Origin of the sequence: Enterobacter cloacae complex sp. IR53041 (genome assembly GCF_049238285.1) — a bacterium.
Lineage (GTDB): Bacteria > Pseudomonadota > Gammaproteobacteria > Enterobacterales > Enterobacteriaceae > Enterobacter > Enterobacter roggenkampii.
In genome coordinates, this window is sequence record NZ_JBMKHB010000003.1 from 1 (window position 1) to 15,888 (window position 15,888).

The following is a 15,888-nucleotide window of genomic DNA, read 5'->3' on the forward strand; positions in this document are numbered from 1 at the left end:
TCTCCTCTTCTATGCCAGTTATAACTGTTACCCATGTATCCGGTCTAAAGTGTTACCCATGTTTCCGGTTCATACCCTACGCTTACCGGGCCTACGGGATCGAGTAGGCCGGGTAAGGCGAAGCCGCCACCCGGCGATGGTTAGCTATCAATGTCGGCATCTCTTCGATTGATACTTTGTACAAACCAATCGGCTTCTTTTATTATTACATCGTGGATACTGCGTAGGGCGTTATTCTCAGCCCAATTTTTTTTGTTCTAATGAAAGGTGAATAATGGGCGCACAACTTTGGATGTCTCCTTTAACTGGTTATAGACGTAATGGTACCCGCTTCGAATCCATCAACAGTATTTTTCTTAAAAAAATTTCTGTGAGCCTTATTTGCGAACCGATTCTATGCTGTAAAGGTAGCGATGATGCATCTGATGCGCATTATGCTCTTACGCAAAGAGACTTTGACATTACCGCCGTAGTCAGTGAAAAAGGTGAAATTATAGGTCAGGTTGAAAGAGAAAAACTAAAGCAAGGAAAAGTTTATGATTATATTAGTAGAATAGAAAAAACATCATGCATTGATGATAAAATATCTCTTGTAGAGCTTCTTGAAATTTTAAAAGATGATCTTTTTAAGTATGTTACAAACGATGATAAAATTGTGGCAATAATCACTCGTGCAGACCTGAATAAACCCTTGCCGCGAACGTATTTTTTTGGTGTTATTTCGTTGGTAGAAATGCACCTCAATTTCTGGATAACTTATTATTTTCCAGAAAATCAATGGCAGCAATATGTTAACTCAAAAAGAATGGATGGTGCGCATAGTATTTTCGAGGAAAGAAAAGGTCTCAATGACTCAATATCATTACTGGATTGCATCCAGTTTTGTGATAAGAAATCTATTCTTAGGAACAATAGTGAATTTCTTTCGATATTTAAATTTAGCAGTAAAAGTAAATTTGATAGCTTTATGAAATTCATTGAGAAAATACGTAATGAAATTGCACATAGCCAAAATTCAATCATCTCAGGTCTAGAATGGGAAGATTTTGTACATACATTATCTTTTTCAAGAACCTTCCTGACATTGTCCGATGCAAAATTAGAAGAAGACTACCGAAAAAAAGCCGAGCAATTTAAAGATGATATGCTTGTTTCGATCAAAGTATCTTAAAGAAATACTAAGGTTCAAGATGATTTTCTATTATTGTGATTGTTTCTGAATAGGGCCGTTTTAGAAGCTGTATTGCCTCCTGATACGAACGCACGTTGTTATAGCCCATCACCAGCCCGTAGCGTTTGCCCGACCCGCGATACCACTCCGAGAGCGCATTGACCTGCAGCTGCTGTTCCTGCCAGCAGCGCGCGATTTCCCGGTCACGGCTTCCTTTGGTCAGGAACGCCACGATATGCATCCCGCCGTCGTTTTGCTCGGTGAAAAACAGATCGCCATATACCTCCTGCAGGGCGGCAATCATCCAGTCGCGGCGGGTCTGATACAGCGCGCGCATCTTTTTCAGGTGACGGAAAAAATGCCCTTCGTTGAGAAACGCGGTGAGGATCTTTTGCGTCAGCACCGGCTGGCCGCTGGTGGTGATGTCCGCGCAGTCGGTAAAGGCCCCGACGGTGCTGGCGGGCATCACCACGTAGCCCATGCGCAGCGACGGCATAATGGTTTTACTGAAGGAGCCCATAAAAATCACCCGATCGCGCTGGTCGAGGCTTTTCAGCGACGGCAGCACCTTGCGCGTATAGTGAAACTCTCCGTCGTAATCATCTTCGATAATCCACGCCTCGTTCTGGCTGGCCCAGTCGAGCAGCTGCTGCTTGCGCGGCAGCGAGAGCGTGACCGCCAGCGGGCTCTGGTGCGACGGGGTGACGATGGCAAAACGGGCGCCGCGATGGTGGCGGAGCAGGTAGTCCGTGTCGATGCCGCAGCGATCGACCGGCACCGTGTGCAGGCGCGGCACGATCCGCTTGAGCAGCTGCTGGCCCATAAAATAACCCGGATCCTCAAACACCACCTTGTCGCTGCGGCTGGCGAGGGTGTCGAGGATCAGCCGCAGGCTGCCGCTGTAGCCGCTGGTGATCAGCACCTGCTCGGCGGTGCAGGAGAGCCCGCGTGAGATGTTGAGGTAGCGTGCAATGGCCTGGCGCAGCGGATACCAGCCCAGAACGGGCGGGTTGAGCATCTCCTCCTGACGCATGGCCCGCGTCGCCTGGCCCGCCAGCAGCAGCCACTTTTTATACGGGAAGCTGTCGAGGGCGGGGATGCCGGGGCGCAGAAACCCCGCCCGCTCGCGCTGGCTGATGAGCGAGGCCGGAAGCGTACCGGTGGGCTGCTCCGCCGGGGCATGCTTGTCCGGCAGCAGGAGGTCCGGGTTAACCCACGTGCCGCGCGCGCCCTGGCTCACCAGATACCCTTCACCCGTCAGAATGGCATACGCCGTTTCGACGGTTTTACGCGCCACCTTCAGCTCTTCCGCCAGCACGCGGATGGCAGGTACCTTATCGCCCGGCTTCAGCACGCCGCGCATGATATTGTCGCGGTAGCGGGAATAAATCTCGTGATAGCCCGGCCTCATGTCCTACCTCGTTTCATGCTTTTTGTATCTTTTTACTATGTCATGAACGGCGTAGATTTGCCTCATCGCACGGCACATGCCGCACAAAAAGAGGAAAGACCATGAGCACTCGCGTTAACCACCATAAAGCTACACCTGCCCTCGCCAACGCGCTGTCTGCCCTGAGCATGGAGGTGGCAAAAACCTCCATCGATCCGGCGCTGAAGCACCTGATCGACATTCGCGTGTCGCAGCTGAACGGCTGTACGTTCTGTCTGGATATGCACTCAAAAGAGGCGAAAATCGCCGGCGAGCGCGAGCTGCGCCTGTATCATCTGGCGGCCTGGCGCGAGTCCCCGCTGTTCAGCGCCCGTGAAAAAGCGGCGCTGGCGTTCACCGAAGCGCTGACCCAGATTGGCGTTCACGGTGTCAGCGATGCGCTCTACCGCAGCGTGGCGGAACATTTCTCCGACGTGGAGATTTCAGAGCTGAACTTCGCCATCGTGGCGATCAACGCCTGGAACCGTCTGGGGATCACCTCCCGCATGGCGCCGGGCTCGCTGGACGCGGCGTACGGGCTGAATAAGGCTAACCTGGAATAATCCCGCGCTCGCGGATCATCGCCACCAGCGCCCGCAGTCCCGGCGGGACGTGGCGATGGCCAGGGTAGTACAGGCGCAGCCCGGCAAACGGCTGCGCCCAGTCGTTTAAGACGCTCACCAGCTCCCCGCTTTTCAGCTCGTCCTGAATATAGAGTTCCGGTAAAAATCCCACCCCTAACCCCGCTTTTACGGCGCGGATCGAGGCAAAAAGATCGGACGTAGCAAAGCGCGGCGGCACGGCAAGCGCGTACGTTTCACCCCGACGTGCCAGCTCCCAGCGGTAGATCCCGCCGTGGGCCATACGCATGCCGATCCCATGATGTGAAAGCAGATCGTCCGGCGTCTCGGGTATGCCGTGACGGGCGAAATAGTCCGGCGTGGCGGTGACGAGCTGGCGGATCTCACCGGTCAGCGGCACGGCGATCATGTCCTGCGGAACGGACTCTTCGAGGCGGATCCCCGCGTCATAGCCTTCGGCGACGATGTCGATCATCCTCGCTTCGCTCACCGTTTCCACGCGCATTTTCGGGTAGCGGATCATGAAGTCGATCAGCAGCTGGTCCAGAAACAGCGTGCCGATATGGTTCGGCACGTTGAGGCGCAGCGTGCCGGCGGGTTCCCCGGTGTCGCTGTGGATCTCCTCCCCGGCGAGACGGATCTCCTGCAGCGCCGGGCCGATACGCGCCACGTAGCGCTGCCCGGCGTCGGTGAGCGCCACGCTGCGGGTCGTGCGGTTGAAAAGTCGCGTCTCAAGGCGGCTCTCCAGCCCGGCGATGGCGTTGCTGACCGCCGTGGCGGACATCCCCAGCTCCTGCGCCGCACCGCGAAAGCTGCCGCGCCGCACCACCGCCATCACCACTTCCAGCTCTGTCAGGCCTGAACGATGCATAGATTATCCTGAAAATCGAAACAACGCTTGCAGCATAGCGTGGATTATCGCAACGGAGAAGCCGTGACAGACTGGTCTCACACAGCCTGAGGAGGTTTATATGCACACCATCGAACAGATCTTTATTAACGGCGAATTTGTTACCCCGCACGGTACCGAGTGGTTTGATTTGTACAACCCGGCGACGGCGCAGGTTATGGGTCAGGTTCGCCTGGCGGATGAGGTTGACGCTGAACGCGCTATCGCGGCGGCAAAAGCGGCGTTTCCGGCGTGGTCCCGGACCACAAAGCAGGAACGCATCGCCGCGCTGAAGCGCATGCACGCCGCCGTGGCCGCCCGTCACGACGATCTGCTGGAAGCGGTCATTGAAGAGTACGGCGCGCCCGCCTCGCGCTCGGCGTGGATGGCAAGCTATCCGGCAGAGGTGATTGCTCAGGCCATCGAGGCGCTTGAGGTGTTTGAGTTTGTCACCCCAGCAGGTGCCGCAACGGTGCAGATGACGCCGCTCGGCGTGGCCGGGTTGATTACGCCGTGGAACAGCGATGCGGGGTTTATCTGCGGCAAACTGGCGGCCGCTCTGGCGGCGGGCTGCACGGCGGTCATCAAGCCGAGCGAAATGAGCGCCCTGCAAACGCAGATTGTCACCGAAGCGCTGCGCGACGCCGCGCTGCCGCCGGGCGTGTTTAACATCGTCACCGGACGCGGCGAGACGGTGGGCGAAACCCTCAGCCGCCATCCGGACGTCGCGAAAATCTCGTTCACCGGTTCCACGAATACCGGCAAGGCGATCCTGCGCAACGCGGCAGAGAGTTTTAAGCGCGTGACGCTGGAGTTGGGCGGTAAATCGCCGACGATCCTGCTGGATGATGTGGATCTCGCGCAGGCGATCCCGCTGGTGATCCAGGCCGGGTTTATGAACAGCGGACAGGCGTGCGTGGCCGGAACGCGCATTCTGGTGCCTCACTCGCGCAAGGTGGAGATCGAAACCGCGCTGGCGCAGGCCGTGGCGGCGGTGAAATCCGGCGACCCGCGCAACAGTGCGACAGACGTCGGCCCGATGGTCAGCGAGAAGCAGTGGCTGCGGGTGCAGGGCTATATCCGCAAAGGAATCGAAGAAGGGGCGCGCCTGCTGGCGGGCGGCGAAGGGCGACCGGAAGGCACGCGGGACGGCTGGTTTGTGCGTCCGACGCTATTTGCCGACGTGAACAACCGGATGACGATTGCCCGTGACGAGATTTTCGGCCCGGTGCTGTGCGTGATCCCCTATCGTGACGAGGCGGAGGCGATCGCCATTGCCAACGACACAGAATACGGCCTGAGCGCGATGGTGCTGGGCGGCGATGTGGACCGCGCGCGACGCGTGGCACAGCAGATTGTTTCCGGTCGCGTGCTGGTGAACACCCTGGCTCATGAACCGAAAGCGCCATTTGGTGGCTTCAAACACTCCGGCGTGGGGCGCGAGATGGGCGAGTGGGGAATTCGGGCGTTTATGGAGCCGAGGTCGATGGTGGGCTAAAACCCGCCCGGTGGCGCTGCGCTTACCGGGCCTACATGAGCCGTAGGCCGGATAAGCGCAGCGCCATCCGGCACAACGCTTCGCTCTTTGCCGAAGCATTGTGCTTTTCCCTCCTGCATTCTCTCCCCAACATCACAACGGAGAGAAAACCATGATCGCAGTTCTTTTCGAAGCCAAAGCCGCGCCTGCCCATCAGGCGCGCTATCTTCAGCTTGCCGCAGAGCTTAAGCCTTTACTGGCCGACATCGACGGCTTTATTGATATCGAACGGTTCCAGAGCCTGACGACCGACGGCAAAATCCTCTCTCTTTCCTGGTGGCGGGATGAAGAGGCCGTCCGCCGCTGGAAGCAGAACGTCTTTCATCAGGCGGCGCAGGCCGAAGGGCGGGCGTCGATTTTTTCTTTCTACCGTATTCGGGTGGCGCAGCTGGTGCGGGAATACAGTTCCGAAACCGGAGGGCACGCGGCGTGTCTATCCTGACTCAGTACAGCGACCATGCGAATCACCTTATTCTGCTGACGGATGATGATAAGCTGGCCGCAGAGATCACCGAACCCTGGGCGGCCCATGCTTAAGACGAGTTTACCCTCCGATAACAGCGCGATGCTGGAAAAGGCGATTGCCGCGGTGGCGGCTGCCATGGCCGATCCGTCGCGCGTGAAGATGCTCTGTGCGCTAATGGACGGGCGGGCGTGGACGGCCACTGAACTGAGCGCGGCGGCAGACGTTGCGCCGTCGACCGCCAGCGGGCATCTTGCCCGGCTGGTTGAAGGGCAGCTGATTACCTGCCTGTCGCAAGGGCGGCATCGTTATTATCGTCTTGCCGGGCACGACGTGGCGGCGCTGGTGGAACAGATGATGGGGCTTTCGTGGAGCCGCATTACCCCGCCGGAAACCAGCGCGCCGAAAGCCATGCGTGAAGCCCGGACCTGCTACGACCACCTCGCAGGCGTCGTGGCGGTGCAGATCTATGATTTCATGCAGGCGGAAGGCTGGCTGGAGGCTGACGGTTCAGCGATGACACTCTATGGCCGGGAGCAGTTCCTGGCGCTCGGTATTCCGTTAAGCGCGCATCCGCGCCGGAAGGCCTGCTGCGCCTGCCTGGACTGGAGCGAGCGACGGTTTCACCTGGGCGGAGAAGCCGGTGCGTTGCTGCTCGACCATCTGGAAAGTAAAGGCTGGATCCAGCGGGTGGCGGGGTACCGGGAGGTGGTGGTGACGGCGTCGGGAAAGGCCGCTGTAAAAAGACTTTTTAGCCGCTAAAAATGCCCGGTGTCGCTGCGCTTACCGGGCCTACGTGTACATTGCCTCCAGTAACACCTTTCGCAATTCCTGCGCTTTAACTTCTCGTTTCTTGATAGTTACCCTGATAACTATTATCTTGACCGCGTGTGACGAGAGGTTTCCCCATGAGTGAAGAAGAACTGTTCTGCCGCAGGCCGATGGGCATGCGGATGGCGATGATCGTGCGCCAGTGGCGTGCCGTCATCGACGACGCCATTCTCGATACCGGGTTAACCCAGTCGAGCTGGACGGTGATGATGCAGCTTCATCAGCTCGGGGATAACGTCTCAATGAGTGAGCTTGCGGAGGTGCAGGGCATTGAACTGCCGCCGCTGATGCGCACCCTCACACAGCTGGAAAAACAGGGTTACCTGCTGCGCGCCACATCGCCTTATGACAAGCGCATCCGGCTTCTGACGCTGACGCCTGAGGGAAAAGCCATATTAAAAAGGCTCACTCAGGTGATTGAGACGTATCAGGCGCGCGTATCGCAAAACATCGCGCCGGAACATCTCGACATTTTCAGCGCCACGTTGAATCAAATCGCCTGCAATTTGCGGACAATCCGCGAAGAAGATAACAAGACCGAAAAATAATGACCCCTGAACAAAAGTTTGCCCGCTGGGTAAGGGTGAGTATTGCCTCTTTCCTGCTGATGTTTGTCTACTTTATCGTCGCGGATATCTGGATCCCGCTGACGCCGGACTCCACCGTGATGCGCGTGGTGACGCCGGTGTCTCCGCGCGTCTCCGGCTACGTGGCGGCGGTACATGTCCATAACAACAGCCAGGTGAAGAAAGGCGATCTGCTGTTTGAACTCGACGACACGCCGTTTCGCAATAAGGTGGAAGCGGCGCAAATCGCGCTCGAGCAGGCACGCCTGTCCAACGAACAGCTGGATGCGCAGATCGCTGCCGCGCAGGCCAGCCTGAAAACCGCCGTGCTGACCGCGCGTAACGACAAAGTGACCTTTGATCGCTACCAGAAGCTGAGCACCCTGCAGAACGTCTCGCAGGCGGATCTGGATAAGGTTCGCACCACCTGGCAGAGCAGCGAGCAGTCCGTCAGCACGATTCAGGCCAACATCCGCAACCTGCGCATCCAGCGTGGTGAGCGCGAAGAACACCGCAACGTGACGCTGCAAAAATACCGCAACGCGCTGGATGACGCTGAGCTGAACCTCGGCTGGACGAAGGTCTACGCCCAGGCGGACGGCACGGTCAGTAACCTGCAGCTGAGCCCGGGCTTCTACGCTTCCTCCGGTTCGGCCGCGCTGGCGCTGGTAAACAACCAGACCGATATCGTGGCCGATTTCCGTGAGAAGAGTCTGCGCCATACCCATCAGGGCACCGATGCGGCCGTGGTGTTTGACGCCTTCCCGGGACACGTTTTCCGCGCCCACGTCACCAGCAGCGACGCGGGGATCCTGGCAGGTCAGGAGGCCGTTAATGGCCAGCTCTCCGAGCCGGAAACCTCCAACCGCTGGGTACGCGATGCCCAGCGCATGCGCATTCACGTCTCGCTGGACGAGCCGCTGCCGAAGCATCTGCCGACCGGCGCCCGCGCGACCGTACAGCTCTACAACAGCGAAGGGCCGTTTGCGCGCTTCTTCTCCGGGATGCAGATCCACCTGGTGAGCCTGCTTCACTATGTCTATTAGTACCCTGGCGCGGGTCTTTACTCCGCACGGTAACATCGTCTACACGGCAAACGACTTTCGCCAGACCCTGCGCATCGTCTTTGCCGGGATGATTGCGCTGAGCATCTCGAGCTTCTACAACACCCGCTACGGCGTGTTTTTCGTGGTCTACCCGATCATGCTGCTGTCGCTGGTGCCGGTGTTTAACCGCCACGTGGCGAAGCAGTTTATCTTCAGCGCATCGCTTAACTGCGTCGAAATGGTGATTATCATCGGCTATCTGTCGCAATGGCCGGCGATCATGACGCTGGTGGTCTTCGCCCTCTACGTGATGCGTTTTCGCTTTATGAGTAAAGGGCCGCTGTTTTTGTTCGGGTCCATGGGCGTGGTGTGCCAGAGCGTGATGCTCAACTTTATGAGCTACCCCACCACCAACTGGCATACGCTTTTGTTCTCGAACATCGAAGCCAGCGTGATGGCGGTGTGCCTGAGCGCGCTGATGAACTACCTCCTGCCGGACGTGGAGCCCCGCAAGCCGCCGCCGCTGATTGAGAAAGACGACGCCCGCGTGCGCCACGAGTCGCTGCTCTCCGGCACCGTCGCGACGCTGATATTCGTCGTGTTTCAGGTTAGCGACTTAAGCGATTCGCTTTCGGCGCTGATGGCAGGGATTTTGATCCTGTTCCCGATGCACTATCGCGGCGCGGTGATGAGCTCCATCTGGCGCGTGGTCGGCGTGGTGCTGGGTTGCCTCTATATTCTGGTGGTGCAGCTGATCCTCTACGATCACAGCAGCCATATGCTGTTGATGATGCCGCTGATCGGCCTTGGGCTGGCGTTTGGCGCGCGGCTGCACGTAATGGAGAAGGTCGGGGCGGGCGTAGGCTTCTCCAGCATCACCACCATCGGGATAATGTTCGGGCAGAACATGCACCCGGATACCGACCTGGTGTTCAGCGATCTGTACCGCATCACCTCCGTTACCTTTTCGCTGGTGGCGACGCTGACGATGGTCTTTCTGATGCACCTGATCCTCAACCGCTTCGAGGCAACGCGCTACGTCATCGCGCCGCCCAAAGCGGATTAATGTCCCAGCACGGCAGGCAGCTGCGAGAGTAAAAACAGGATCAGGCCAATTGTCCCGCCCACCAGGGTGCCGTTGACGCGGATGAACTGCAGATCTTTACCAATGTTCAGTTCAATCTGGCGGGACATGTCTTTGGCGTCCCAGCTTTTGACCGTGTCGCTGATGTGGCGCGTCAGGAACGCGGCAAAATCCGGCGCGAGGCGGTGCGCCGCCTGCTCCAGATGCTCGTTCAGAGATGCCCGCAGGCTGGCGTCGTTTGTCAGCGTTTCGCCAAACCACAGCCCGGCGTTGGCGATGCGCTGCTTCACGCGCGAGTCCTCACTCTGCATATCCGCCTTCAGCCACTGGCGCAGGTCGGCCCACATCTCCCCCAGATAGCGGTTAAACGCCTCGTCGTTTTTCAGGTAGTGCTTAATGTTGTCGGCTTTTGCCGCCATCTCCGGATCGTTTTTCAGGTTGTCGATAAGCTTCAGCGTGGCGCGGTCAAACGCCTGGCGGATCTGGTGCGTGCGGTCGTGGCTGATATCGTCCAGCAGCGTGTTGACCGCGTTCGATACCATCTCCGCGCTTTGATCGCCCAGCCACTCGGTGGGCAGCACCATCGCCTTGCGCGGGTGCTCGGTCTTCAGCCAGTGGACGATCTGGTCAGAGATAAACTCTCGCGTGCTTTCCCGCTGAATCAGGGTAATCAGGCGGTTGATGATGGCGTCCAGCAGCACCTGGTGTCGGTTGTTTTTGGTCATGCTCTCCAGCATCACGGCGCTGGTTTCGGTGAAGTCGACCTTGTCGATGGCCTTATGCACCGCGCGTTTGAGCAGGCGCTGAATGCGCCCGTCGTCGGTGAGTTCGAGAAAACCGCTCATCACCTGCATCAGATGCAGCCCGACGCGCTGGGCGTTGTCGGGCTTGCTGAACCAGGCGCCAATCATCTGTGCGGGCTCATAGCGGCGGATCAACGCCACCAGCGACTGGGTATCCAGAAACTTCTCCTGCACGAACTGGCCGAGATTGTCGCCGATCCGGTCTTTATTGCGCGGGATGATCGCCGTATGGCGGGAGATAAAGGGAATCGGCACCCGGCGGAAAAGCGCGACCACCGCAAACCAGTCCGCCAGCGCGCCGACCATTGCCGCCTCGGCAATGGCCTTGACGCCGCGCACCCAAAAGGTCTGCGGCAGGAACAGGGTGGTGATAAAGGCCGCGGCGGCAACCAGCAGCAGCGACAGCGCCAGCAGCTTGGCGCGTTTGAGTTCAGCTATTTTTTCCATGGGTTAAGGATAGAGGGATACGAGGGGAATGTGCAAAGCAGGGAACGTTATGTCATTCCCGCTTCTGGAACCTGCCTTCCGGAATTAAACTCATCTTTTGCATATTTGGTTAAATCCTTGCGTAATTTGTATATGCTTTTTTGTATATACAATCAGGGAAGGGTACACTATGCCAACGGAGTATGAGTGGGATAGCAATAAGGCGAAAAGTAACCTGCAAAAACATGGCATACGCTTTGAGGATGCGGTTATGGTTTTCGACGATCCTTATCATTTGTCTGTTCAGGATCGCTATGAAAACGGTGAATTTCGCTGGCAAACCATCGGCCTTGTGCAAGGCCTTCTTGTTATTTTGGTCGCACATACGGTACGTTTTGAAAGCGGAGGAGAAATCATCCGTATCATTAGCGCACGAAAGGCGGACCGTAAAGAGAGGAGCCGTTATGAGCATCGTTAAACATAAACGAGGTAGTGCGCCTGAGGTAAGCGCTCGTCGTGTGGCTGAGCTCAAAGCATTAGCTGAAAAACCAGATGCGGAGATTGATTACAGCGATATTCCTGCCACGGACGATGAACAGTGGTCAGGGGCGGTGCGAGGGAAGTTCTATCGACCACTCAAAACTCAGGCATCTGTACGCATTGACGCCGATGTGATGGAGTGGCTTAAACGGCCTGGGAAAGGTTATCAGACGCGGCTCAATGCCATTTTGCGTGAAGCAATGCTGCGCGATCAAAACAAAAAATAAATAGCGGGCAGCGTTTGGCTGCCCGCTATCTCAGCGTATATTTTCCAGCAGCCGCCACATCACCCACCCGCCAAACCCCATCAGCACCACCCCCGCCGTGCGCTCTATCAGCCACAGCGCACGGCTGAGCTTCTGCTGGACCGCGGGCAAACCCATCAGCGTCACCAGCGCCAGATCCCACGCCAGCACCACCGTCACCATCCAGACGCCGCAGGTTGCCTGCTGAAGCAGCGTCACGTCCGGCCCCAGTAGCGCCGTCATCAGCGCCAGATAGAACAGCGCATTCTTCGGGTTAAGCAGCGCCGAGCCGAGCCCCAGCAGGATCTGCTTACGCAGCGAGGGGCAGCGCTGATGGGTTTCATGCAGCCTCATCGCCTGCGGTTGGCTTCGCACCAGATGCGAGCCGATCCACAGCAGGTACAGCGCCCCGCAAAGCTCTATCAGCGTAAACAGCCAGGCAAACTGGCGCAGCGCGCTCCAGCCGATAATCACCGGAACAATATAAAGCGCGTTACCCGCGGCGATGCCGACGCACAATCCGGCGCTGCCGCGCAGTCGGTAGCGCGCCGCGTAGCCCACCAGCAGGAAGAAGTCCGGCCCCGGGCTTAACAGGGCGACAAAATGCGCCAGCGCCAGGGCGAGAAAAGCAGAAGGGAAGAACAGTTCCATAGCAACCTCGGTTAACAATCTGAGGTCAGGCTACGGTGATGCCAACGTTATTTATTGTCAGATATTGATCGGCCCGTCGCGTACTGGCGCGGCGTGGCGGCGGTATAGCTGACGAAGGTCTTATGAAAATGGCTCTGGTCGGCAAACCCGCTCTGGTAGCCAACGTCGGCGATGTCGTCCCCGGCACGCAGTCGCGCTTTGGCGAACTCCACGCGGGAGATGTTGAGGAAGCTGCCCGGCGTCAGGCCGGTATCCTGCCGGAAGGTGCGGATCAGCGTCTCCTTGCGCAGCGAGAATCGCTGGGCAAGTTCGTCAAGCGAAGGCGGTGCGGCCAGGTCGGCAAGAAACGCCTGCCGCACGTGCTGGCTGGTTGAGCGAAGCGCGTCGGCGTTTGTCACGCAGCGGGGCAGGGCTGAAAGCAGCGTGTCCACGGATACAGGCGACATCGCCTCAACAATATCCAGGTAGCGCTTAAACAGCGCAGGGTCGCGAATCACCTGTAACGCCTGAGGAATATCGGTGTCGATATAGAGCATATGGTAGCTGCGCGGTTGCCCGGCGACGGGGTTGCAGCTGTGCGGCGCAGAGGCCGGGATCACAATGAGGTCCCCGGGGTTAAGGATGTATTCTTTGTCATGACAAATGCAGCAGGTCTGGCCTTCCATAATCGCGCCGATAGAGAGCTGAGGGTGACTGTGGCGTTTGTACGCCTGCGTGCTCTGCCACGTGCTGCGCAACTCAAGGCCTGAGGCGCGGTGAAAAGTCTGCCGGATGTGTCGGGTATCGGTCATATGAACTCCTTCTGGACGTTTTTTATACCACGTCAGCGAACCGTCTGGCAGCGCTTCATTAAGAACCTTCCGGATATACCCAACTTTACGTCCACAGCCAGTCATGTTGACTACCCTTAATACCCTAAGCGGTAAAATAAGGAGATTCGACATGGCTTATCAGACAGTAAATCCTGCCACTAACCAGCTCATCAAAGAATACCCCTCGCATACCGACGCGGATATCGAAGCGGCGCTGAAGGCGGCCGATGCGCTTTACCATTCGGACTGGGCGAAAGGCGACATCAATCAGCGCCTGCCGGTGCTGCATAAGCTTGCCGACCTGATCGACGAGCGCACCGAGGAGCTGGCGAAAATTGCCAGTCAGGAGATGGGCAAGCTCATCGAACAGAGCCGCGGCGAGGTGAAGCTGTGCGCGCAGATCGCCCGCTACTACGCCGACAACGCGAAGCAGTTCCTGGCCCCGGTGAAGTATCAATCCGAACTCGGGGAAGCGTGGGTGGAGCACCACCCCATCGGCGTGCTGATGGCCGTTGAGCCGTGGAACTTCCCGTATTACCAACTGATGCGCGTCCTGGCACCAAACCTGGCGGCGGGCAACCCGGTGATCGCCAAGCATGCCAGCATCGTGCCGCACTGCGCTGAGACCTTTGCCCATCTGGTCCGCGAGGCGGGCGCGCCGGAAGGTGCATGGACCAACCTGTTTATCTCGTCCGAGCAGGTGGCGAACATCATTGCCGACGATCGCGTGCAGGGTGCCGCATTAACCGGCTCCGAAAAAGCCGGTAGTGTGGTGGCCGCACAGGCGGCGAAGCACATTAAGAAATCTACGCTGGAGCTGGGCGGTAACGACGTCTTCGTGGTGCTGGACGACGCGGACCTGGACAAAGCCGTCAAGACTGGCGTGAATGCGCGTCTCAACAACGCCGGGCAGGTCTGTACCGCGGCGAAGCGCTTTATCCTGCATGAAAAGATCGCGGATGCCTTCCTGAGCAAATTCACCGAGGCGTTTAAGCAGGTGAAGATTGGCGACCCGCTGGACGAAAGTACTACGCTGGGGCCGCTGTCGTCGAAAGATGCGCTAGAAACGTTGACCAAACAGGTCAACGAGGCGGTGAAAAACGGCGCGACGCTGCACTATGGCGGCAAGCCGGTGCAGCGTGAGGGGAGCTTCTTCGAACCGACGATCCTGACGAATATCTCGCGCGACAACCCGGCGTACTTCGAAGAGTTCTTCGGCCCGGTAGCGCAGATGTACGTGGTGAAAAACGACGACGAGGCGGTCGCGCTGGCGAACGACTCCCACTACGGCCTGGGCGGGGCGGTATTCAGTCAGGATATCGAGCGTGCGAAGAAAATGGCGTCACGGATCGAGACCGGGATGGTGTACATCAACTGGCTTACCGATACCGCGCCAGAGCTGCCGTTCGGCGGCGTGAAGCGCTCCGGTTACGGACGCGAGCTGTCGGATCTGGGGGTCAAAGAGTTTGTGAACCAGAAGCTGGTGGTGGTGCGTCAGTAAGAGGTCATAAAAAAACCTGCCAGCCGGCAGGTTTTTTAAGGGGATTATTGCACTTCGATCTTGTCCCAGCCGCTTTTGAACATGCAGCTGTCAACCAGCGTATCCCGGCGATATTCATTCGCATCTTCAACCGTGTAGCTCGTGGAAATATCCTTTTTCTTTTTCGATTTGTCCGTTTTTTCCGAGCTCGAACCGGTCACCACGTTATCCGGGGGAAGATCGATCAGTGCCTGCGCTTCGCATTCCGTGAGCTTTTTATTCATTTCCGCGTCGCTGACGCCCGGTTTCACCCATTTGTACTGGACGCAGCCGGTGAGCATCAGCGTGAGGCTCAGAACGCAAAGCGCGGTCATGCGGTGTTTCATCAGAAGGTGACTCCACCGCCTACATATGCGCCGTCAATCAGCGTGTGGTTCGGACGACCGTCTTTACCATCAACGCTCACGTGGCGGTAGCCCACTTTCAGGGTCACCGGCGCGATTGGCGTCCAGCTTACCCCACCGTTGGCTTCCACGTAGTTTTTCACGCTGTTGTTCAGCCCTTCTGGCGCAACGTAGCCTTCACCGTACACGTGGATGCTGTCGGTCAGGGCAACGTTTACGCCGCCGCCGATCGGGAACGCCACGCCGTTATCGCCTTTTTTCGGGCCGATGTAGATGGCTTTGGCACCCGCATTCAGCATCACCGGGCCTACTTCCAGGTTGTAGCCTGCGCCCACGCCGCCGGTCTGGGTACCGTCATCGGTGTTTTTAAGCCAGTTGCTTTCGGCATACAGGCCGGATGAGGATTTCCCCATTTCGAGGTTGAGGTTGGTAAAGTTTTTACCCTGCTCAATGCTGCCACCCATTGCCAGAGCGGAACCCGAGAGGGCGGTCAGAGCAGAAAGAAGAAGGATATTCAGTTTTTTCATGTTTTATGCCTCGTCATTAAATTCATCTGGGGGCACCTTAACAAGCGATGTTTATGACTGCAAATGTGATGAAGGTCGCTGTTTTATGCTGATATTGTTAACTTTTTTATTTGAAATGTTGCATCTATGTTTGATTGTCGAGGTGTCAACGCGTGATGTTCGGACGTTTAGGCATCGTTTAATTTTTTGACTAAACATAAACTGAACGAGGAAGGGATAGTGATTAGAGGCGAATTAATTGAGTTTCTAATAATTTCCAAAAGTATTTCAGATGACACACAATACAACACAACCTTACATTTCCGGGCAATGAATATACGTTCACCCGCGCACGCCGGTTGCCTTTCTATGTCATTTTTCTGACACGTTTATTCTTTACGTTGTTGGCTTCACTTACTGGATG

General features: G+C 57.3%; 18 protein-coding genes and 1 pseudogene. 12 read left to right on the forward strand and 7 right to left on the reverse strand.

The genetic code is table 11. The features are described 5' to 3' along the window. Nucleotides 1–274: 274 nt before the first annotated feature. Nucleotides 275–1,171, forward strand: coding sequence for a CBS domain-containing protein (locus ACOTXF_RS02825; protein WP_234115168.1), 897 nt, complete (start codon nt 275–277; stop codon nt 1,169–1,171). A 7-nt stretch (nt 1,172–1,178) separates the two neighbouring features. Here the strand turns inward: ACOTXF_RS02825 and ACOTXF_RS02830 are convergent, their stop codons facing one another. Further along, nucleotides 1,179–2,582 carry a PLP-dependent aminotransferase family protein gene (locus tag ACOTXF_RS02830; RefSeq protein ID WP_047746537.1) on the reverse strand — a complete coding sequence of 468 codons (1,404 nt, stop codon included), beginning with the start codon at nt 2,580–2,582 and terminating at the stop codon, nt 1,179–1,181. A gap of 101 nt (nt 2,583–2,683) precedes the next feature. On the opposite strand from ACOTXF_RS02830, the gene ACOTXF_RS02835 reads away from it, so the two are divergent. After that, complete coding sequence (locus tag ACOTXF_RS02835) at nt 2,684–3,163, forward strand: carboxymuconolactone decarboxylase family protein (RefSeq protein WP_008501331.1); 480 nt, start codon at nt 2,684–2,686, stop codon at nt 3,161–3,163. Here the strand turns inward: ACOTXF_RS02835 and ACOTXF_RS02840 are convergent. Continuing rightward, a complete protein-coding gene (locus ACOTXF_RS02840) occupies nt 3,150–4,052 on the reverse strand; it encodes a LysR family transcriptional regulator (protein ID WP_047746535.1) in 903 nt (300 codons plus the stop codon). The genes ACOTXF_RS02835 and ACOTXF_RS02840 overlap by 14 nt on opposite strands. 100 nt (nt 4,053–4,152) lie before the next feature. Between ACOTXF_RS02840 and ACOTXF_RS02845 the strand changes: the two genes are divergently transcribed. The 7 genes and pseudogenes from ACOTXF_RS02845 (at nt 4,153) to ACOTXF_RS02875 (ending at nt 9,579) form a co-directional block, all read left to right on the forward strand. Next, nucleotides 4,153–5,568 (forward strand): aldehyde dehydrogenase family protein, encoded by a 1,416-nt coding sequence (locus ACOTXF_RS02845; protein ID WP_047746534.1) that lies wholly within the window; start codon nt 4,153–4,155, stop codon nt 5,566–5,568. 151 nt (nt 5,569–5,719) lie between these two features. Then, nucleotides 5,720–6,049 carry an antibiotic biosynthesis monooxygenase family protein gene (locus ACOTXF_RS02850; protein ID WP_008501327.1) on the forward strand — a complete coding sequence of 110 codons (330 nt, stop codon included), beginning with the start codon at nt 5,720–5,722 and terminating at the stop codon, nt 6,047–6,049. Next, nucleotides 6,028–6,144, forward strand: a pseudogene (locus tag ACOTXF_RS02855) (amino acid-binding protein); the annotation flags it as partial. The gene ACOTXF_RS02850 and the pseudogene ACOTXF_RS02855, both read left to right, overlap by 22 nt. Next, on the forward strand, nt 6,137–6,832 hold the full coding sequence (locus ACOTXF_RS02860; protein WP_045371542.1) for an ArsR/SmtB family transcription factor: 696 nt from the start codon (nt 6,137–6,139) through the stop codon (nt 6,830–6,832). The pseudogene ACOTXF_RS02855 and the gene ACOTXF_RS02860, both read left to right, overlap by 8 nt. Nucleotides 6,833–6,978: 146 nt before the next feature. Next, on the forward strand, nt 6,979–7,449 hold the full coding sequence (locus ACOTXF_RS02865) for a MarR family winged helix-turn-helix transcriptional regulator (protein WP_047746530.1): 471 nt from the start codon (nt 6,979–6,981) through the stop codon (nt 7,447–7,449). Continuing rightward, entirely contained in the window at nt 7,446–8,513 is a 1,068-nt protein-coding gene (locus ACOTXF_RS02870) for an HlyD family secretion protein (protein WP_025912094.1), read from the forward strand. Before ACOTXF_RS02865 ends, ACOTXF_RS02870 begins: the two co-directional genes overlap by 4 nt. Continuing rightward, entirely contained in the window at nt 8,503–9,579 is a 1,077-nt protein-coding gene (locus ACOTXF_RS02875) for a DUF2955 domain-containing protein (RefSeq protein ID WP_047746527.1), read from the forward strand. The genes ACOTXF_RS02870 and ACOTXF_RS02875 overlap by 11 nt, the downstream gene beginning before the upstream one ends. On the opposite strand, the gene ACOTXF_RS02880 is transcribed toward ACOTXF_RS02875, so the two are convergent. Then, nucleotides 9,576–10,847: a DUF445 domain-containing protein gene (locus ACOTXF_RS02880; RefSeq protein ID WP_025912097.1), complete on the reverse strand. Its 1,272-nt coding sequence runs from the start codon at nt 10,845–10,847 to the stop codon at nt 9,576–9,578. The two genes, ACOTXF_RS02875 and ACOTXF_RS02880, sit on opposite strands and share 4 nt — an antisense overlap. A gap of 169 nt (nt 10,848–11,016) precedes the next feature. Here ACOTXF_RS02880 and ACOTXF_RS02885 point away from each other — a divergent pair, with 169 nt between their 5' ends. Both ACOTXF_RS02885 and ACOTXF_RS02890 read left to right on the forward strand, forming a co-directional pair. After that, nucleotides 11,017–11,304: a BrnT family toxin gene (locus ACOTXF_RS02885; protein ID WP_025912099.1), complete on the forward strand. Its 288-nt coding sequence runs from the start codon at nt 11,017–11,019 to the stop codon at nt 11,302–11,304. After that, nucleotides 11,291–11,593: a BrnA antitoxin family protein gene (locus ACOTXF_RS02890; RefSeq protein WP_023293359.1), complete on the forward strand. Its 303-nt coding sequence runs from the start codon at nt 11,291–11,293 to the stop codon at nt 11,591–11,593. The genes ACOTXF_RS02885 and ACOTXF_RS02890 overlap by 14 nt, the downstream gene beginning before the upstream one ends. Before the next feature lie 30 nt (nt 11,594–11,623). Here the strand turns inward: ACOTXF_RS02890 and ACOTXF_RS02895 are convergent, their stop codons facing one another. Beyond that, entirely contained in the window at nt 11,624–12,262 is a 639-nt protein-coding gene (locus ACOTXF_RS02895) for a LysE family translocator (protein ID WP_048962264.1), read from the reverse strand. Nucleotides 12,263–12,309: 47 nt separating this feature from the next. Further along, nucleotides 12,310–13,053 (reverse strand): helix-turn-helix transcriptional regulator, encoded by a 744-nt coding sequence (locus tag ACOTXF_RS02900; RefSeq protein ID WP_046092376.1) that lies wholly within the window; start codon nt 13,051–13,053, stop codon nt 12,310–12,312. A 151-nt stretch (nt 13,054–13,204) separates the two neighbouring features. Between ACOTXF_RS02900 and ACOTXF_RS02905 the strand changes: the two genes are divergently transcribed. Beyond that, the gene (locus tag ACOTXF_RS02905) at nt 13,205–14,575 is read left to right on the forward strand and encodes an NAD-dependent succinate-semialdehyde dehydrogenase (protein WP_048962265.1); all 1,371 of its coding nucleotides are present in this window, start codon (nt 13,205–13,207) and stop codon (nt 14,573–14,575) included. A 44-nt stretch (nt 14,576–14,619) separates the two neighbouring features. Here the strand turns inward: ACOTXF_RS02905 and ACOTXF_RS02910 are convergent, their stop codons facing one another. Then, nucleotides 14,620–14,940, reverse strand: a complete 321-nt coding sequence (locus ACOTXF_RS02910; RefSeq protein ID WP_008501314.1) for a hypothetical protein — start codon at nt 14,938–14,940, stop codon at nt 14,620–14,622. Further along, complete coding sequence (locus tag ACOTXF_RS02915) at nt 14,940–15,485, reverse strand: YfaZ family outer membrane protein (protein ID WP_047746519.1); 546 nt, start codon at nt 15,483–15,485, stop codon at nt 14,940–14,942. Before ACOTXF_RS02915 ends, ACOTXF_RS02910 begins: the two co-directional genes overlap by 1 nt. Nucleotides 15,486–15,888: the final 403 nt, after the last annotated feature.